Origin of the sequence: Paraburkholderia lebeckiae (assembly GCF_050436225.1) — a bacterium.
GTDB lineage: Bacteria > Pseudomonadota > Gammaproteobacteria > Burkholderiales > Burkholderiaceae > Paraburkholderia > Paraburkholderia tuberum.
In genome coordinates this window covers 181,069-198,626 of record NZ_JBNDLU010000003.1, presented here as the reverse complement: position 1 = coordinate 198,626, position 17,558 = coordinate 181,069, and the positions used below count along the sequence as shown (strand labels likewise).

16 protein-coding genes are annotated in these 17,558 nt (G+C 61.5%); 9 read left to right on the top strand and 7 right to left on the bottom strand.

Annotation, left to right across the window (positions count from 1 at the left end; genetic code table 11):
• The first annotated feature begins 65 nt into the window (after positions 1-65).
• A complete protein-coding gene (locus OKW45_RS35630; protein ID WP_018422448.1) occupies positions 66-794 on the top strand; it encodes a FadR/GntR family transcriptional regulator in 729 nt (242 codons plus the stop codon).
• 71 nt (positions 795-865) lie between these two features.
• On the opposite strand, the gene OKW45_RS35625 is transcribed toward OKW45_RS35630, so the two are convergent.
• Both OKW45_RS35625 and OKW45_RS35620 read right to left on the bottom strand, forming a co-directional pair.
• Positions 866-2,584 (bottom strand): alpha/beta-hydrolase family protein, encoded by a 1,719-nt coding sequence (locus OKW45_RS35625; protein WP_429473537.1) that lies wholly within the window; start codon positions 2,582-2,584, stop codon positions 866-868.
• A gap of 687 nt (positions 2,585-3,271) precedes the next feature.
• Positions 3,272-3,937 carry a hypothetical protein gene (locus OKW45_RS35620; RefSeq protein WP_429473536.1) on the bottom strand — a complete coding sequence of 222 codons (666 nt, stop codon included), beginning with the start codon at positions 3,935-3,937 and terminating at the stop codon, positions 3,272-3,274.
• A gap of 406 nt (positions 3,938-4,343) precedes the next feature.
• Here OKW45_RS35620 and OKW45_RS35615 point away from each other — a divergent pair, with 406 nt between their 5' ends.
• Positions 4,344-4,523 carry a hypothetical protein gene (locus tag OKW45_RS35615; RefSeq protein WP_429473535.1) on the top strand — a complete coding sequence of 60 codons (180 nt, stop codon included), beginning with the start codon at positions 4,344-4,346 and terminating at the stop codon, positions 4,521-4,523.
• Positions 4,524-4,669: 146 nt separating this feature from the next.
• Here the strand turns inward: OKW45_RS35615 and OKW45_RS35610 are convergent, their stop codons facing one another.
• A complete protein-coding gene (locus OKW45_RS35610) occupies positions 4,670-5,440 on the bottom strand; it encodes a DUF3047 domain-containing protein (protein ID WP_429474018.1) in 771 nt (256 codons plus the stop codon).
• Between the two features lie 496 nt (positions 5,441-5,936).
• Here OKW45_RS35610 and OKW45_RS35605 point away from each other — a divergent pair, with 496 nt between their 5' ends.
• The 4 genes from OKW45_RS35605 to OKW45_RS35590 all read left to right on the top strand — a co-directional run bounded on the left by OKW45_RS35605 (position 5,937) and on the right by OKW45_RS35590 (position 9,359).
• A complete protein-coding gene (locus OKW45_RS35605) occupies positions 5,937-6,461 on the top strand; it encodes a phasin family protein (protein WP_429473534.1) in 525 nt (174 codons plus the stop codon).
• Between the two features lie 107 nt (positions 6,462-6,568).
• A complete protein-coding gene (locus OKW45_RS35600; RefSeq protein WP_018422439.1) occupies positions 6,569-6,766 on the top strand; it encodes a hypothetical protein in 198 nt (65 codons plus the stop codon).
• Between the two features lie 369 nt (positions 6,767-7,135).
• Positions 7,136-8,161, top strand: a complete 1,026-nt coding sequence (locus tag OKW45_RS35595; RefSeq protein ID WP_429473533.1) for a lysylphosphatidylglycerol synthase domain-containing protein — start codon at positions 7,136-7,138, stop codon at positions 8,159-8,161.
• Positions 8,136-9,359, top strand: a complete 1,224-nt coding sequence (locus OKW45_RS35590; RefSeq protein ID WP_429473532.1) for a polysaccharide pyruvyl transferase family protein — start codon at positions 8,136-8,138, stop codon at positions 9,357-9,359. Before OKW45_RS35595 ends, OKW45_RS35590 begins: the two co-directional genes overlap by 26 nt.
• Before the next feature lie 71 nt (positions 9,360-9,430).
• Here OKW45_RS35590 and OKW45_RS35585 read toward each other — a convergent pair whose 3' ends face one another.
• Both OKW45_RS35585 and OKW45_RS35580 read right to left on the bottom strand, forming a co-directional pair.
• Positions 9,431-10,147, bottom strand: a complete 717-nt coding sequence (locus OKW45_RS35585; RefSeq protein ID WP_026226148.1) for a transposase — start codon at positions 10,145-10,147, stop codon at positions 9,431-9,433.
• A gap of 237 nt (positions 10,148-10,384) precedes the next feature.
• A complete protein-coding gene (locus tag OKW45_RS35580) occupies positions 10,385-10,549 on the bottom strand; it encodes a hypothetical protein (RefSeq protein WP_429473531.1) in 165 nt (54 codons plus the stop codon).
• A 488-nt stretch (positions 10,550-11,037) separates the two neighbouring features.
• Here OKW45_RS35580 and OKW45_RS35575 point away from each other — a divergent pair, with 488 nt between their 5' ends.
• Both OKW45_RS35575 and OKW45_RS35570 read left to right on the top strand, forming a co-directional pair.
• On the top strand, positions 11,038-12,081 hold the full coding sequence (locus OKW45_RS35575) for an AraC family transcriptional regulator (protein ID WP_429473530.1): 1,044 nt from the start codon (positions 11,038-11,040) through the stop codon (positions 12,079-12,081).
• Between the two features lie 228 nt (positions 12,082-12,309).
• Positions 12,310-13,242 carry a hypothetical protein gene (locus OKW45_RS35570; protein WP_026226147.1) on the top strand — a complete coding sequence of 311 codons (933 nt, stop codon included), beginning with the start codon at positions 12,310-12,312 and terminating at the stop codon, positions 13,240-13,242.
• A 62-nt stretch (positions 13,243-13,304) separates the two neighbouring features.
• Here the strand turns inward: OKW45_RS35570 and OKW45_RS35565 are convergent, their stop codons facing one another.
• Positions 13,305-13,889 carry a glutathione binding-like protein gene (locus OKW45_RS35565; RefSeq protein WP_429473528.1) on the bottom strand — a complete coding sequence of 195 codons (585 nt, stop codon included), beginning with the start codon at positions 13,887-13,889 and terminating at the stop codon, positions 13,305-13,307.
• 293 nt (positions 13,890-14,182) lie between these two features.
• Here OKW45_RS35565 and OKW45_RS35560 point away from each other — a divergent pair, with 293 nt between their 5' ends.
• Positions 14,183-16,936, top strand: coding sequence for a UPF0182 family membrane protein (locus OKW45_RS35560; protein WP_429473526.1), 2,754 nt, complete (start codon positions 14,183-14,185; stop codon positions 16,934-16,936).
• Positions 16,937-16,948: 12 nt separating this feature from the next.
• Here OKW45_RS35560 and OKW45_RS35555 read toward each other — a convergent pair whose 3' ends face one another.
• Entirely contained in the window at positions 16,949-17,470 is a 522-nt protein-coding gene (locus tag OKW45_RS35555) for a hypothetical protein (protein ID WP_429473525.1), read from the bottom strand.
• Positions 17,471-17,558: the final 88 nt, after the last annotated feature.

The following is a 17,558-nucleotide window of genomic DNA, read 5'->3' as shown; positions in this document are numbered from 1 at the left end:
TGGTGTACCATTTTGGCGAACTCGAGCCAATCCTTGGGCGGCTTCGAAGCTTTCTGGAATCCTGAATGGCCGATCTTTCGCACACGCCAACCGGCCGCGCTGCCGATGAGGACGCGACCGACCGTTCCTATGTCGGGCTTGCGAAGCAGATCTACGATCTGATCGTCGCCGGCGACGTCGGGCCGCGTGCGCGCCTGCCTTCCGAGCGCACGCTGGCCGAGCGTTTTGGCGTGAGCCGCACGCAGGTGAGGGAAGCGATCATCGCGCTGGAAGTGCAGGGCGTGGTCGAGGTCCGTGTCGGGTCGGGCATCTATGTGGCAGAAGCGCCGGAGGCGCGCTCCGCCATGTTTAAACTGCCGCGCGGACTGGGCCCGATCGAGACGCTGCGCGCGCGGGCGGTCATTGAAAGCGGGATCGCGGCCTTAGCCGCTACCGAGCGCAAAGATTCAGACCTCGACCGGCTCTTCGCCGCGTTGCGCGCGATGCGCGAAAACATGGACGACAAGTCTGCGAACGAGGCCGCTGACCGTGATTTCCATCTGGCGATTGCGCGGGCGACGGGAAACGAAATGCTCCGGCTCGTGGTGACAGCGATGTGGGACAACTCCCGTGCCGACCCGTTGTGGAAAAAGATCGAGGAGCACTTTCATACTCCCGCATTGCGGGCGGCTTCACAGGATGACCATCAGCGCATCTTTGCGGCCATCATGGCGCGAGATGCGACCGCCGCGCGCACGGCGATGCAGGCGCATCTGGCGCGCGTGGTCGGCGAGTTCACACGGGCCTGGCGTTAGCTGGACCATGTTCTGCGGTGCGCGCAGCAAGCTGCAGCGGCATCGCCCCAATCCGTCCGCCTTCAGCTCGGTCACGGCTCTGATTCATCGCCGGCAATCTGGTCGAGGAACCGGGCCAGTCGTTCGGTATCGGCGTGCGTCCAGCCCTCGGGAGGCACCACGCTGGCCCAACCGTTGACGTAGTCCTCCGACGAGTAGTTGTGACCAAAACCCGCCGGCACGCCGAGTTGGTGAATCAGGTCGCCCACCGCCTGCACGCCCGAGACGATGGGAAACCAATGCATGGCCTCAGGCACGTCGAAGCCACGTGGCCGAGCCAGCCATTCGGGCGGCCAACAGAACGCACTGGCACTCCAGAACACGGCCGGATCGGCCGGATGCTGGAGGTACACGATTCGCGGGGTCGGCCAGTCGGCGGGCAATGCCGCCTGATGCGGATCGCGGTTCAAGAACCGTACCGAACGCCCCCCATTGAAGACCGGCTGCCAGAAGGGCGACCCGCTATCGCGCTCGCGAGTGAGTTGCGAATGGATCGGGTTGCTTTGTTTGGCGCCGACGATCAGCACGCCATCCGTTCGGGCCATCATGTTGGCCACCGAGGCAGAGGCGTCTTTCCCGACGAAAGGCGCTTCCACCCCCGCGGCGCCGAGACTCTTGCCGAACAGAACGAGCTTTGGCCGTCGATTCGGCGGGAGCATCGACCATCGGGCGCGAACCGCGTTTAAGAGCGTGATACCCGCCTCGTTCGCGAGACCAGCATCCATGAAAATGGCGAGTCGGCTAGGCAGGAAAGAGTATTGGATCGCCACGATCGCCGTGTCGCCACGGTGCAGTTGCTCCAGCGAAGCCGCGGCTTTCGGAACTATCCAGCCCGTGCCGGTGGGTATCCACACGACCAGCACTTTCCGCTCGAACCCGCCCGCGCGCTCGAGCTCGCGGACCGCAATCTGCGCACGCTGCTCGAGGGAGTCCGCGGAACGCACTCCCACGTAGACCCTCACCGGATCGACCGATCTCGCATCAGTCCCGTGGAACTTCGCAAGCTCTTGCGTGTTTGTCGCTGTCGCCACGAAGCCGCGCCCCATGCGGCCCAAGGTGTCCCATGCGACGAACGACGTGCTGCTGCCGGACACCGCCGGCGACGTGGGGGCTACGATTCCCTCGGTCGTGTTCTCGTTCACCCGCCCGTGGACGAAGTTGGAGACCGTGGTGAGGGCGGGAAAGGCCACTCCGCGAGCGAGCGCCATGCCAATCACGATGATGAGCAGCGCTGTTGCCGGCACCGAAACGATCGGGGGCACGTGGCCCTGGATGACCTGCTTGACTGCGGCGACACCGCGCGCCGTCAATCGCCCGATGGCTACCAGCAACACCGCGCTCGACGGCGACAGGACGCTCACCAGCACCGCGTCGAACCAGGCGATGGGCGCCATCCCCATGAAACTACGCTGCTCGTTCTGCCAGCCGAGCCATAGCTTCGAGCCAACGAATAGTGCAATGAGCCACGCCGCTGCCAGAACGATCCAGCTGCGCCGTCGGATCTCGCTGCCGGGCACGCGACCCCATCTCTCCAGCAGCCGATGCGCGCCGCGGCCGACCAATGTGCCTATCCCATAGCCGATGGCCAGACAGAACGCGCCGACCACGGTTTGCGTTCCCCACGACCGCGGAATCAGTGTCGGCGTCAGTGACTGCCACCAGAACACGAGCGCGAGCAACGAGCCGCTGAGCGTCGGCGTCCAAGGCGTGTTTCGAAGCCCGGCGGCTACTGGCTCATGGGAGTCCCTCATGTGTGCTCGCTCGGATTGGCACAACTCGCACCTCGTTTCCGCGGGTCACCCGCAAAGGAGTTGATGACGCGACCAGCCTTGATTCAGACTCCGCCACTAGGGTGGTAATGGAAGATGCCGCCGCATGATCAACCACGACGATGTTTTTCTGACTACCGCGCGCAGCGCGACACATGGGGGCAGCGGGATGGACGGGGCTGCTCCGATCTCGTGCGATGTTTCTCCTGCGTCGAAAAAACGTCAACAATAAACCGGCCATGCGTCGCATTGTATTTACCTTTCTGTCCCCCGAACAACGTCGTCGCTCTGCGCGCATCGTGTTCAAACATCGATGAACCGGCCTGTCGGTGGCGACGTCGCCCGAGCGAGTGGCTTTACCGAGCTTGCGCGCACGCTGCTTGCTCGTCGCGCTGGTCGCTACCCGGTGGCACGATCAAGCGGTTCGAAACCCGCTGGTTGAATTGACAGTCGCAAACGACGCCGAATATCCGGAGCATTGCCGACGCTACGCAGTTGACCGGCAGGGCAAACAGGCCAGATAGCGAGATGGTGTTGCGATTGTCGGAAGACTTCCAGGAAGACCGGGTATCGCCGGTCGCTTCTGTCTGCCGCACGAAGCTCGAAGGGATCATAGGCAAACGCGGCGACGTGCCATACCGCTCCGAAAGGGCGCGCCGGCGCGAGCCATTAAAAAACGTCGTGGCGCGTTCCGGGCCGAGCGGCCGCGTCGCGGAACCTGCGCCTTTGAGAAGGCGTCGACAACATCGAATCGACAAAGGTGTGCGCCCGATTTTCTCCATACTTGAACGCTTCATGCTCGGTCAGAAAATCGAACTGTTCCGGAAAACTCAGCAGTTCCTCTTCCGGATTGCCGGGCAACGTCACAGTCCATGACACGCGATAACGGCGATATTTCCCACCGAGCCAATGCGTCTTCGATAGCGTAACGTTCACCTCGATATTGCAGCCGCGATACGGCGCATATTCCTGAATGGACATCGCTTTTCTCCCCACAACTGAACGCTTGCCACGTACATCTGCTTTGCGCGTCGCTAACCAGACCCGTCGGCCGCGCGGTCGGCAACGGGCGACGCCAGGCCGTGCTTGACCGCTTCCTCGCAACCGGCGCTTTGCGGGCGGTTGCGCGCGGCCTCCAGATCGGCGGGATGGTCGATCTCGTCCGTGACCGGGACATAGCCGCTCGCCCCGCTGGTCGCGCCGTTCGGCCGCGAAACCGCGCAGCCCAAGGGTGTCTCCGTTATGCATTTCGTATTGACGATGCACATCGAGCAACGCGCGTTCCCGCACGGCAACCATCGTCTCGGCCCGCAGCGCGGCTGCGCTCGTGGCCATTCCCCCGAATCTTCGTGACGCGGCGCTCGCGCACCGGCTGAACATCAAGGCGATTCATGTGGCGGAACGGGACTTCCAGGGCGCCGAATGCCGCAGGGCGCGAAACGAGTTCGTCGTTCGTCAATACGTGGTCCATCGACGCATTCGTGGAAGAGGGCATGCAGCCGGCGGAACAGGATGAGGTAGCATGAACGGCATTGGCCTGCGGACGCGCATCGCCACGGGTTCGGCAGCGATGCGGCAATCTACCTGCAACGCCCGGGACTCGCGACCCGCGTCCCCAGCTGGACGCCGCTCGCCGGCAATTATCACGGCTTTCTCATCACGCGCGGAGAGTCGATCTCCATCGCCGGCCATTTGACGCTTCGCAAGGATGGCGAAGTGATTTACCGGCCGACGGTGCACTATGCTTACCGACATCGACTATCAAACAGTGATGCGGGTCGCTCGGTCCTATCTGGGCGAGATGATTGGCGTCTACGTGTTCAGCCGCATCAGGCATCGACGGTTCGCGGGCGGCAAGATGCCGCGCACGCAGGCTTTGATTCTGGGGATGTGGTACTGCAAATTGCGGGAACTCATCTGAGCACCTGAGGAATGAAGAGTCGATAGCTGCGGCCCAAAGCAAGCCGGTGATCGGCAAGGCGCGTCAATTCCGCTACGAAAGCGCGCGGGACACTCAGCCGGCCGCGCCGCGCCGACGGGCTCGATCAACTCGATGGCACTCGGCTATCAAGGCCCGGGAAGGAACTGGACGTCTCCATACCAGGCGCGTGTGGTGGCACCGGTATTGTCGGTATCGGTCAGCAGCCCATAGCCTGTGATTCGTCCTGGCGGTTCGTGAAAGACCCGCTCATAGTCTTGCACGATATTGCGGCGCAGGCTTTGCCACTGACCCGCATCGCCAGTCAGACCGGAGACCACGATCATCTGTACGCGGTTCGTGCGAGGGTTGGCAATGACGGTACCCGGCGCGGCGGTGGTCGACCACACGTACATCAACGTGGCATAGGGCAGATCTTCGCCACTCAGTTGCTTGGCCAGCCCCATCTTCGCCCGGTCGAAAAGCGACAGCTTGCTCTTGTCTCCGGCAAACGTGAACACCAGCCGCGCTGGCGCGTCTTCCTTCGACGCCACGCGGTTATCTGCGCCTTCGATCGGTCTATCCGCTTTCCAGCGCCATGCCACGACGGGCGTGCGAGCGAGGTCGATATCACCCTCGTGCATCAGCGCGGAAGCAGAGCGGTTCGCGTCCGCCTGCAGCACAGTGGTGTGGTCGTCGTGAACGAGCGTGTATTGCGTGATGGGCTTGCCGCGCACGACCGGCAGGTTCTTCCAGCCCGCGGGCAGCGATGCGCCGGGCTCGATCGAGGAAAAGGCGATACCGGGCTTTTCGTCCTGGGCAAGGATGGGTGGCGACAACAAAAGAAGCGCGACGCATGCGGCGATCCAGGCTGACGGGGCTGTTCGTTTTTGCGCTCGACGGCTCAAGGGAAGATGCATGGAAGATCGCTTTCGTATTTTGGATAGCGTCATTGTAATAGGCTCCTCTGACGACATTTCAGCGGAGCTTTCACGCCGACGGTTGAGGTTCTGTTTGTTGCGTCGTAGCGTTTGCATGACGAGGCTCGCAACGCGCCGCGCAGTATTCCCGTCACGTCGTGCGGCGCGCGAAGGGGTCGCTATCAATGAACATGGTCGCCGCCACTCATGAACTGACCACCCCCCAGCCGCCGCGACCCCAGTCGAGGCATGCGCTCGAGTCCCTCGCGTGTAGCCCACTCATCATAGGTGTCCATTTCCCACATATTGGGGAAACTCCCTGGCTGGTAAAAATCGTAACCCGACTTAACGGAAGTTAGAATGGCTGCTCTAAGACGGCTTCAGACCGTCTGCCTGGCCAACGGCCCGGTGTGGGAACGACCTTCACGAATCGCAGTGGCAGCGATCGCCGTGCCCGCGAGAACCTGAGAGATATTCCGTGAGCAGCCCAAAACAGATGCCATTTACCCTATCCGTTCCGACCGACGTGTCGCAATGGCCAAACCAGTTCCTCGCCGGTTATTGCGCGCTGATACGGCTGAACGTGGATACGTGCAGGTCCGCAGTCACGGGTGCCGCGCTGCACTGGGAAAGCGTATTGCGCGCCCAGACGCCTGAACAGTTCATCAGACGTCAAGCGGATGTGATGCCTTGGCTCACCCTGCAGTTCGCCGGATACACCCGCGGCTGGATGGACATCGCGTCTGAGACAATCAGACCGTGCCACGCCGGCGGCGATCACGACGACGGACGTGAGCTCCACGAGGACACCATGCCCGCTGGCCTGCCGGCCTGCGCAGCGGGCGTCGACGCGATGATGCGCGCGGCCGTGCCGCCGGAAGTGCAGCCGGACGGCGAGTCCGTCGCCGAGGCACAGGTCGGAGAAATGGTCCGCGCCTTTCTCGAGCGCGTCGAAAAGGCGACGCCTGACACGGCGGAACGACGAGGTCCGCCTCGCGCACGTCGCTCGTCAACCCGATAGGCGACAAGCTTCCACCAATCCTGCCGGGTCCGGTATTCGCGTGCTGCCGATGCAGCCGTGGCCGGATCTGGTCGCCCGTTCTTCCTTCCCGCCGTGAGGTAAACGACATGTTGAGCCCGCACGAAGTGGCCACGTTGTTGCTGTTGAAGGATGCGCCTGAACGAATTGATTTGGATCGGGCAGAGCTTGGCGCGCTCCGCGAACTGCAGTTGATTGCGAATGAGCCCGCTGGGCCGGGTTTCCGGTTACCTCACGTGACGCCGCGCGGCGACGCCGTGCTGCGTGCGTTCGCCCGGGTCCGTTGACAAGTGCGCAGACAACGTATCTGACGACCTATACACGTTGGGTGTGCCGCCTTCGCCGGCGCTCGGCAATCGTGTGCACGAACAGCTTCTCCAGCGACTGTCACTGAGCACCGCAGCGCGCAGCGGGGACTTGCCGGGCGTGATTACCTGCCGTATGGCGGAAGCGCACATCGACGGGTTCGAACAAGGATTCGACGACGCAGTCGCTAATCACACACCATTCTCCCCGCGCGGGGAACGAGTTATGCGACAGCTCGAATAGAGGCCCGAGGTGCGATATGAGTCGCAGCTGCGGCTCGATCTCCGAAGTGGACGCAAAAGTCTATTGTTGCCGCTTCAAGGCGACTGACACTACGCTCGCGCCAGCTTATGAAATATCTCGCCCGGGCTGCCGCACTTGCTGGCCTGACCATCGCGGTCTGGCTCGTCTGGCACGCCGACGCGCAGAAGGTGTTCGGTTTGATGCGCGCGGCCGGCGCCGGGCTCGCGCTTGCAGGGACGGTCCACATTCTGCCGATGCTCGCCAATGCAAGGAATTGGCAAATGCTGATGCGCGGCGCGACACGCCCGAAGCTGTTCGCCGTACTGCGTCTCGTCTGGATTCGGGAGTCCGTGAACGGCATGTTGCCCGTTGCCCGAGTGGGCGGTGAAGTCGTGACGTTTCGCATGATGCGCAAATGGGGCATGGAGCCTGCCCCAGCCATGGCGAGCCTCGTCGTCGACCTCCAGCTCACGCTCATCAGCGAAATGCTGTTCGCCATTGCGGCCATCGGCTATCTGATCGCCCATGCCGGCTCCAGGGCGTTGCACCTCGCAGCCAGGCTCGGAGGCGGCATCGCCATTCTGGCGGCTCTGCTCCTGGCGTTTTCGTTCGTGCAGCGAGCGAGTCCGTTCGCCCGGCTCACGAAACTTTTCAATCGCATCACGAGCGGCAAGTTCCGCTCGCTCGTCGGCGAGTCGGTGCGCATCGATCAATCGATCAGTGACCTCTGGCATCAGCCCGGCGTCATCATCCGTTACCTGCTCATCTGGCAATCGCTCCAATGCATCGGAACGGCGCTCGAGCTATGGCTCGCGCTCTATTTCCTGTCGGCAAAAGCAGGTTTCCTGCAGGCAGTCGTACTCGAGTCGCTCATCCAGGCGCTCAGTAGCGTCGCGTTCTTTGTGCCTGGCGCACTCGGCGTTCAGGAAGGTGGATTTCTGCTGATCGGCACGGTGCTTGGTTTCCATCCGCAGCTTTGCCTCGCGCTCGCGGGTGCGCGCCGTATTCGTGACATCATCGTCTTTCTGCCTGGACTCATCGCCTGGCAGGTGGAGGAGTGGCGCGACAAGCGGCGACATCGTACCGAGGGAGGTCGGGGCGCGAATCATGATGCGAGACACAGGAAAACATGATGCGGTCGTGGTCTTCGGCGCCTTCGATCGCCACAACCTGGGTGACCTGCTGTTCCCTCACGTCGTCGCAAAACTGCTTGCGTGCGACGATGTGATCTTCGCCGGGCTCGCGGAGCGCGACCTGCGCGTTTACGGCGGCCACGCTGTTCAGCCGCTCGCGCAACTGGCCGCCGAACGCGGCAAGGACCGTGTGCATATCGTGCACGCAGGCGGCGAGATCCTGACTTGCGGCGACTGGGAGGCGGCGGTGATGCTGCTGCCGTGGGACCAGGCACAGAAGGTCATCGCGCGACTGGATACGCACAACGACGAGCGACGCGCGTGGGCACGCGCGCTGACGGGTCTCGATGCGCTTGCGCCGTACATGGCGTCTCGCGAGATGTTTCCCTGTGCGTCGAGCGTCACTTATCAAGCGGCCGGCGGCGTCGATGTGGAACGACTCGATCCCGGGATGCGAGCAGAAGTCCTGTCGAAGCTCGCGCACGCCGACGACGTAAGCGTGCGTGACATCCACACCCAGAACGGGCTCGCCGCGGCAGGCATTTTCGCGCGGCTCGTGCCGGACCCGGCGGTGATGGTGACGGAGCTGTTCGGCGCGAACATTCGCGCGTGCAAGGAACGAAGCGGCGTGGCGGATTTGCAAAGGGCGTTTCCCGAGGGGTATGTCGCCGTGCAGTTCAGTGCGGATTTCGGCGACGACGGAACGCTCGATGTGCTTGCGCGCGAGCTCGATCGCGTGTCGAACGAGAGCGGGCTTGGTATTGTTTTCTTTCGAGCGGGTGCGGCGCCCTGGCATGACGATATGGCCTGCTACGGGCGGATTGCGGCACGGATGAAGGTCTCACGTACGCAACTCTTCCGTTCGCTGGAGATATGGGACATCTGCGCACTGATCGCAGACGCCACGGCCTATGCGGGAAGCAGCCTGCACGGACGGATCGTCGCGCTGGCGTGCGGCTTGCCGCGGGTGAACTTCTTCCATCCGGCGCGCGCGAACGACACGACGAAACAGTCCGCGTTTGCCGCGACGTGGGAGCCAGCGTGCGTGCCGGGAAGCGTAGGGATCGAGGCACTTTCGCAAGCAATGCTCCATGCCCTGACGATCGACCGGACGTTGCTGCGGCGGACCGCCACACACCTCGCCGCTCGCTATCGCGAGGGATTCGCGCAGACGCGAGCTGCAATGGGTTCTGCGTGAAATGCAGGGCCTCGCGCGACGAGCGGTGTCGGCGCGGTCGTGTAATCTCGCGAAGCTCGATCGTTCTTTGCTTAGCCCACGTGTACGAGCGAGCGTGAGGTGCGAACCGTGGACGGCCGGTCGCGCAGCAGCAGTGGCATCAAGCGCCGATTGGCTGTCTGCGCCGCCCATTCGCAATACGCGGGGCTGCCGAGCACCCAGCCGTTGAGCGTCGACTGCATCAGGTTATTGATCTCGCGTTCGTCAACAGGCTGTGCGCCCAGATCGCGATAAGCCTGGTGGCGCTCGAACGGCGTATTGCCGAGCGCCCGGTACAGTGGATGGTCCTTGATGAATCTATCGACACGCAGCCCGATGTGGTGCGCGCAGCTCGACCACGGGTAGTTTCCCGGCTCGGCCACAAGGCCATTGCGCACCGGCGCCTGATCGATGACCTGGCTCGCGAGCAGGAAATACCGGTCGGGCTCAATCACTGTCGCCCGGTACTCGCCACGCCATACCGCACCGCGACGTCCATGACGGCGGTTGAAGGTCTCGGCATAGCGACGGCCGACCGCCTGTATCGCCATGGCGACGCTCGACTCGTATGAAGGCGTGACAAGGAACTGTACCGCGTCAGGCATGAGCACCCACGCATGGACCGCCAGATCGGCGACGCGCGCTGCGTCTGCCACGCAGGCGAGGAAGTACAGGTAGTCTCCTTCGTCCAGGAAAGCGGGCCCCGCGAGTCCCTGCAAGATAACGTGCTGCGGTTGATCGGGGACGTAGTGTCGTGCAAGCCGTGCCATGCTGAATTAACCGGAGATCCGATGTGAGAAAGCGGTCCGACAGATATCTGACGCGGGACCGTGTGTAACGTGCTGTAGGAAATTCTATCGATCATGTTCGTGCATCTGCATCACGAACAGGCCTTTTTTCTGGCCTCTTTTCGTCGATTTGCCGGTCGCGGCCAGCGTCTCTTATGCCAATGCTGAATTGCAGCGCCGCGCTCGGACGTTGATCGACGAACGCTTCGCGTCGCAGCTCTATCCCTTGTTGAACAGACTTGAAACACGCGAGATCGTTTTCGCGGCCAGAACCAGCAATGCACCAGCGATGCTGTAATCGACGTGATGCATAACGTCGGCCAGATAGAAAACGGATAGCGCAATGATCGGGTGGTACATCGCACGGCTTATCAGGCGTTTCATCGGTGTCTCACGCTACTGTATTTGCGCGAAGCGGTCAGTTGCTGTGCTTGAACCGATTCGTGCAAGTTGGGTGACGCGCCAGGTTTCCAGAGTCCGAGGAAGGCTTGTTTGCGAAGTACGGATGACGCCGATCCGTGATGTTCCTTCCTGTCATGAACTCTGCCCGCGGCAAGCCATTGCCGTCCTGCCCGTGCGTCGATCTTTCTTGACCGATCGTCCACTTCTTGCCGATGCATCGCTTGCGCAGTGCGGGCGTCCACAAAGATCGTCCTGTCATCCTGCCGAAGCGCACGTTCCGTGGGTTGCGCTTTTTGCAAAGCGCGAGTCTTTAACGGACCCGCAAAGCGTTTCATAAGCCGCGAAAAACGCCAGTAAGGGAATTGTCATCAAGAGAGGTTGCGGGTATAACATGGAGCCCTTGGCCATCCTGAAGAATGAGCGGCGGCCAGGTTTCTCGCCCGGGAAATCGCATTTCACGCGAGCTATCCATGGATGCAGTCTCTGAGGTTCTGCGCGCTGTTCGTCTGAGCGGTGCCGTGTTTCTGAACGGGACACTCACTGCGCCGTGGTCTCTGATCGGTCGCACCGATGCATCGCTCTGCGGCGCTTACTTGCCGCCTTCCGAGCGCGTCGTTTCTTATCATCTGATCATAGAGGGGAGTTGCTGGGCGAAGTTGCCCGACGATCCCGGTTCGGCGATTCACGTCCATGCCGGCGAACTGATCGTGGTGCCTCAGGGTGAAACGCACATCATCGGCAGCGCGATCGAAATCTCCCCTGTGCCGTCGGACTCGCTACTGGCCGGGCAGATGGCGACAGCACCCGGTGAAGTGATGACGCTGTCCTATGGCGGCGGGGGCGCTGTGACGCGCATCGTGTGCGGCTTTCTGGCCTGCGACGATACCTTGAGCAATCCGCTGCTCTCATCGCTGCCGCGACTGTTCAAGATCGACATGCGCCAGGATCCGCGTGCGGCATGGCTCGAGTCGTCTCTCGAACTTGCTGCCGCGGAAGCGGCCGACTCACGCGCGGGCGGCACGATCGTGCTTGCCAGGCTATCGGAACTGCTGTTTGTCGAAGCAATCCGTAGCTGTATTGAAGCGCTACCTGATAACCAGACCGGGTGGCTCGCCGGCGTGCGTGACCGCTACGTTGGACGCGCGCTCTCGCTGCTTCATGCGCAGGCGGCGCATGCGTGGACCGTCGAGGAACTTGCGCGCAAAGTGGGCCTGTCGCGTTCCGCATTGGCGCAACGCTTTACCGATCTTCTGGGGCAGCCGCCCATGCAATACCTCGCGAGATGGCGCATGCAGATTGCGGCGCACGAACTTCTGATCGGTAGCAAGCCGCTCAACGCTGTTGCGGAACAGATTGGCTATGAGTCGGAAGCCGCATTCAGTCGCGCGTTCAGACGCGAATTCGGCATGCCGCCGGCCGGCTGGCGCAAGAGCAAGGGAGAGTCGAACGGCGTGGCCACATCAGCGCAGCACGCGCAACCTGCGCGTGGCGTTGCCGCACTGCGGGATCAGTGATGCTCGCCGCGACGCGCCGTGCTGTCTCTACACACTCAATTGTCGACCTGTGCGACCAACGTGACGAAACGGCGTTTCAGTCATATCGTCCGGCGACTCGATCATAGAACTTCAAACCTCCCAATCGTAAATTGAGCGTGCCGGAAAGCCAGATCATTCGACTGGCTCCGCCCGGTGAATCGACACTCAACGCTAGACCGCGTGGCGGTCCATATTGGGAGAACTTCCATGAACGCAATTTTGCGGCTGTCCGATCGAGATCGCTACGCCCGATGCATTCGCGCTTCGAAGATGGTCAATTGGGACATCGACCGTGACGTGATTCGAGGCCGTACCTTCGACATGTCCCAGAAGTATTTGCCGGACGGGCTCTCGCTGGTGCCGGATTTCATCATGCTCTCGGAGGGTGAGAAGCGGTTCGTCAGCCAGATTCAGGGGCGTACATACGCGAACGTGTTCGGGCTCGTCGAGCGCTTCATTAACGCCAAGGTGCTGGAAGTGAGCCGCGACTACTGGCTCGGCGATCAGGTGGCGCTAGAAGCGCTCGTGCGTTTCAGCGACGAAGAGCTCAAACACCAGGCGCTGTTTCGCCGCATCGAAAAAATGATCGGCGAAACGCTGCCCGCGGGTTATCGCTTCGACGTCGATGCCGATGCGCTTGCCGCCGTGGTCCTCGGCAAGAGCACGTGGGCGGTGCTGGCCATGACGCTGCATATTGAACTGTTCTCGCAAATTCACTACCGCCAGAGCATTCATCCTGACGATCAGTTATCCGAGCTGTTCAAGGATGTATTTCTGTACCACTGGAAGGAAGAAAGTCAGCACGCCGTTCTCGATGAGCTGGAATGGAAGCGGCACGACGCTACGCTGACAGATGCGGCACGCGACAACGCGGTCAACGAGTTCATCGACCTGATGATTGCGATCGATGGCATTTTGGGCGGGCAGGCGACAGCGGACTCGCGGTATTTCATCGCGAACTGCGGGCGTGCCGTCGTCGAGGCAGAAGCCATGTCGATCGAAGCGAATTTCCATCATGCTTACCGGTGGCAGTACCTCCATTCCGGTATGCATCACCCCCATTTCGCGGAAGTGCTCGATCGGCTCGTTTCCGAAGAGCAGGGGATGCGTATCCGGGCCGCACTCGCCACACTGCATTGAGCGAGCCCGAACGCACACGAATCATCCAGCTAAAGGTGCGCGCGGCGAGGATCTGAGTTTCATCAGTCGAGTCCCTCGTGCTTCATGGCAAGCTGGACGGCCGGACGCGCGCGCATCAGTTCGGCAAAGTTTCGCAATTTCTCCGGCACTTTTATGCCTACCTTTTTGGCCCAGAGCAGCATCGTGAACAGATAGGCGTCCGCCACACTCGCTTCGCTCCCGAACAGATATTCGCCCTTGAACATGGTGGCGATCAACTGGAAGCGTTGACCGAGCTTCTCGCGCGCTGCCGTTGCTTCAGCATCCGAAGCGGGCTTGAAAACACGGCCGAACTGTTTGTGGATTTCCGTCGAAATGAACGCGAGCATCTCGAGCAGGCGCAGGCTGCCGGGTTCGCTATTCGGCGCAAGGGCAGGCTTGCGCTGTGCGACCCACGAAAGAATCGCGATATTCTCGGTAAGCCGTTGACCATCATCCATTTCGAGGGTTGGGACGTAACTCTTTGGATTGATCCGATTGAACTGCTCCCCAGTCTCGGTCTCCTTGGACTTCAAGTCGACGCGAATCCTTTCGAAAGTGAGATCGGCCTCATGCATTGCGATATGGTCGGCGAGGCTGCAGGCACCGGGCGAATAGTAGAGCTTCATGATAGGAGTCCCCTTGAGATGAACTGAACCGTTTCAACGCAGCAAAGGGCGTGCCGCCGCCGTCGACACCTGGAACGAGAGTTCGACGTCGAGCGTCGATTGCGATGGATGAACTTTGGCATAATTGCCGCATCGCTGCGCCGGGGAGTGGCCCGTTTCGACTCGCGCCACGTCCACGAGGGCCTTTCTTCATGGTGTCGTGGAGCGGCTTCAGATAGCTTGAATCAATGTAGCCATCCGAACCCGGATCGCAATCGCAGCAGGGCAGGGCGACGGCCAGCACAGGAGAGACCATGCGGTCGGAAGTGAAGTCCGGCGTGCGCCTGAGACGTTATGCAATCACGGTGACGGCCGTCATCGTTGGCCTGCTTGTCGTCGGACGCATCACCGGCATCCTGGTCAACTGGCTGTGGTTCTCTTCGATCGGCTATGGTGGCGTTTTCTGGACCATCCTTTCCGCGAGAGCGCTGCTGTTTGCCGCGGTGTTCGCAGTCTCGGCGTGCGCGATATGGCTGTCCGGGATTTTGGCGCATCGTTTCGCGAGGCGCGTCGATGTCTTGCGAGCGCAATCTGTTGATCCATCGGGTCCGACGGAAGTTGCCGTTGAACTGTCTGAACTGATCGCGCCGCACGTTCCATGGCGCTCCAGTATTGCCTGCGCCGCGGTCGTCCTGGGGTTGGTTATTGCCGCTAGCGAAGTCTCGAGTTGGGACCTCGCGCTTCGCTTCATTTATCAGGTCCCTGTTGGCGAACGCGATCCGATCTTTGACAGGGATATCGGCTTTTATCTGTTCTCGCTCCCCGCGTATGTCGCACTCAAGAACTGGCTGCTGCAGCTAATCTTCTGGAGCGCGATCGTGGCAGGTGTTGTCTACGGGTTGCGCGGTGACATCGCGCTGGAGCGGCCACCACGCACGCTCTCGGCCGCCGCCATCACTCATGGTTCGGCACTGCTCGGTTTGTTCTTTGCGGTGAAGGCCTGGTCGTGGTGGCTCGACCGCTTTCTGCTGCTCTATGGCGACAACGGCGTCGTGGTCGGCGCCAGCTATACCGATGTGCACGTCGAGTTGCCGGTCCTGTGGATGCTTGTCGGCCTTGCCGCGGCCTCATCCGTCGCCCTTTGGATCAACATGCGCCGGCGGAGCCATCTGCAACCCGTCGTTCTCGCGCTGCTCGTATTCGGCAGTTCGTTTGTATTCGCTGTGATCTATCCGTCGCTGTTTCAGCGCTTCTATGTCAAACCGAGCGAGCTGAAACTGGAAACACCCTATATCGAGCACACTATCGCGCTAACGCGACAGGCTTACGGCCTCGCAAAGATCGAGGTTAAACCGTTTGAGGCCGAACAGGGACTGACTCTCGACTCGCTGCAGGCCAATCGGGCGACCATCGACAACATCCGGCTATGGGATGTGCAACCGCTGATGGATACCTATGGACAGTTGCAGGAGATCAGGACTTACTACAAATTTCTTTCGGTGGACATCGACCGCTATCAGCTTGACGCCGGATACAGACAGGTAATGCTGTCGGCGCGTGACCTGGAACCGGCGATGCTTCCGACCAACGCCCAGACCTGGGTGAACCTGCACCTTATCTTTACTCACGGCATCGGCGTCGTGATGTCGCCAGTCACCGAGAAATCCACCGAAGGCTTACCGTTTTTCTATCTGCACGATATTCCGCCAGTCTCCAACGGCGGCCCGGCCATTCGCGAACCACGTCTTTATTTCAGCGAAGGCCGGCAGGACCATGTCATCGTGAACGGCAACGTAGCCGAGTTCGACTATCCCCAACGGCCGACTAATGCCTACACGACGTATAGCGGGCGCGATGGCGTCAGCATCGGCAGTGCGGCACGCCGCAGTCTGTTCGCCTGGCAGTTCGACGATCCGAACATCCTGCTGAGCGGCTATATCACAGACCAGAGCCGGATCCTGCTTCATCGCAACATTCAGGACCGCGTGCGTACGATCGCGCCATTCCTGACTCTCGACCATGACCCCTATGTCGTCGCAAGCAATGGGCGCCTGTTCTGGATCCAGGACGCCTATACCGTCAGCCAGTGGTTTCCTTACTCCCGGCCGGGTTTCGGCGACGGCGCCAATTACATCCGAAACGCGGTCAAGGTCGTGGTCGACGCGTATAACGGCACGGTCGATTTCTACGTCAGCGATCCCGCCGATCCGCTCCTGCGCGCATACGAGCGCATCTTCCCGGGTTTGTTCAAGCCTTTGGACGTGATGCCACCGGAGCTGCGAAAGCATATCCGCTACCCCGAAGATCTGTTCCTGATCCAGGCGCAGCTCTACCGCGCCTATCACATGGATGCGCCGGAGATCTTCTACAACCGCGAGGATCTGTGGCAGTTTCCTCAGGAGCTGGTCGGAATGGATGGCGGAAGCACCGCCAGCACGATGCCGCCGTATTACACGATCATGCGACTCCCCGGCGACGCACGCGCCGAGTTCATCCTCATGCTGCCGATGGTGCCGAGCCAGCGGGAGAACATGATTGCCTGGCTGGCGGCGCGTTGCGATCCGCCCGGGTACGGCAAGCTCATCGTGTACACCTTTCCCAAGGACAAGCTGATCTATGGGCCGTTTCAGATCGAAGCGCGGATTCAGCAGAATACCGAGATCTCGCAGCAGATCTCGCTGTGGAACCAGATGGGCTCACGCGTCATTCGCGGTCATCTCGTGGTCGTGCCGATCGAGAACTCGATCCTCTACGTTTCGCCTCTCTATTTGCGCGCGGCGTCCGGTCAGTTGCCGGAGTTGAAGCGGGTGATTGCCGCGTATGGGAACCGTGTGGTGATGGAGAACACTCTGGATGAGGCGCTGGCGGCGCTTTTCAGTGAGACCGCACAAGCGGCATCGCCAGCCCGAGGCACCGTGGACGCTCGCGCGAGAGAGGCACTTGTCCACTATGACCGCGCCATCGAGCGACTGAAGGCGGGAGACTGGAGCGGCTTCGGCGCGGAACTGGATGCCCTCCGGCCGTTGCTCGAGGCACTCGGCGCTGGCCGCTCCGATGATCGGAAGTGACCAACGGGACAATCAATGCGGCTCGCCGAGGCAAGCGTCGGCAACATCGACGATCGGCTCGCTGTCGGCGTGAGCTTGAGGAAACCGATCAACGCACTTGATCTGAACGTAGGTCCACCACGTTCCCGGTGGATCGTGACCCAGCCACAACACAGTGGCTGCGACCTTGGTTCGCAGCCCCCATTGGCGCCAGTCAGCACCTGTTGGCGAAAAGTTTCCGTGAATGTCCTTGTACAGGTCACGGTCCAACCCGTATCGCTTCAGATAGGGCGGGTTGATGCGCTCCTCGGACGTAGCCGGCTCGCCACGTGCGATGTCCGCTTGCGCCAGGGCCGCGTCCCGGCGGAAATCGCTCACGGCATGGCCGACCACCGACAGCTCGAACAGCAATGCCCCGCCAACTGCCATGCAAGTCGCGATAATGCAAAGCGAGAGCGCCCAAAACACCCGCCTTCTGGTCGTCGGTGTTTTCATCACTGTCGACCTCCTACCGGCATCGGGATTCGCCGCCACGCCCGGCGCTTCGTTCGCCATTCAAATGGCCGCTCGGCTTTGTCGCAACGGATTTGAGATGGTCGACGGCAGTCGTGTCAGACAGAGTGGCCCCCTTGCCTCGCCAGCA

Coding starts and splice junctions, on each gene's coding strand:
- OKW45_RS35565 (WP_429473528.1), bottom strand. CDS start 13,889: ATGAAGCTCTACTATTCGCCCGGTGCCTGCAGCCTCGCCGACCATATC.
- OKW45_RS35625 (WP_429473537.1), bottom strand. CDS start 2,584: ATGAGGGACTCCCATGAGCCAGTAGCCGCCGGGCTTCGAAACACGCCT.
- OKW45_RS35610 (WP_429474018.1), bottom strand. CDS start 5,440: ATGCATCTTCCCTTGAGCCGTCGAGCGCAAAAACGAACAGCCCCGTCA.
- OKW45_RS35560 (WP_429473526.1), top strand. CDS start 14,183: ATGCGGTCGGAAGTGAAGTCCGGCGTGCGCCTGAGACGTTATGCAATC.
- OKW45_RS35585 (WP_026226148.1), bottom strand. CDS start 10,147: ATGGCACGGCTTGCACGACACTACGTCCCCGATCAACCGCAGCACGTT.
- OKW45_RS35630 (WP_018422448.1), top strand. CDS start 66: ATGGCCGATCTTTCGCACACGCCAACCGGCCGCGCTGCCGATGAGGAC.
- OKW45_RS35620 (WP_429473536.1), bottom strand. CDS start 3,937: ATGGCCACGAGCGCAGCCGCGCTGCGGGCCGAGACGATGGTTGCCGTG.
- OKW45_RS35570 (WP_026226147.1), top strand. CDS start 12,310: ATGAACGCAATTTTGCGGCTGTCCGATCGAGATCGCTACGCCCGATGC.
- OKW45_RS35575 (WP_429473530.1), top strand. CDS start 11,038: ATGGATGCAGTCTCTGAGGTTCTGCGCGCTGTTCGTCTGAGCGGTGCC.
- OKW45_RS35580 (WP_429473531.1), bottom strand. CDS start 10,549: ATGAAACGCCTGATAAGCCGTGCGATGTACCACCCGATCATTGCGCTA.
- OKW45_RS35590 (WP_429473532.1), top strand. CDS start 8,136: ATGATGCGAGACACAGGAAAACATGATGCGGTCGTGGTCTTCGGCGCC.
- OKW45_RS35555 (WP_429473525.1), bottom strand. CDS start 17,470: ATGGCGAACGAAGCGCCGGGCGTGGCGGCGAATCCCGATGCCGGTAGG.
- OKW45_RS35595 (WP_429473533.1), top strand. CDS start 7,136: ATGAAATATCTCGCCCGGGCTGCCGCACTTGCTGGCCTGACCATCGCG.
- OKW45_RS35605 (WP_429473534.1), top strand. CDS start 5,937: ATGCCATTTACCCTATCCGTTCCGACCGACGTGTCGCAATGGCCAAAC.
- OKW45_RS35615 (WP_429473535.1), top strand. CDS start 4,344: ATGCTTACCGACATCGACTATCAAACAGTGATGCGGGTCGCTCGGTCC.
- OKW45_RS35600 (WP_018422439.1), top strand. CDS start 6,569: ATGTTGAGCCCGCACGAAGTGGCCACGTTGTTGCTGTTGAAGGATGCG.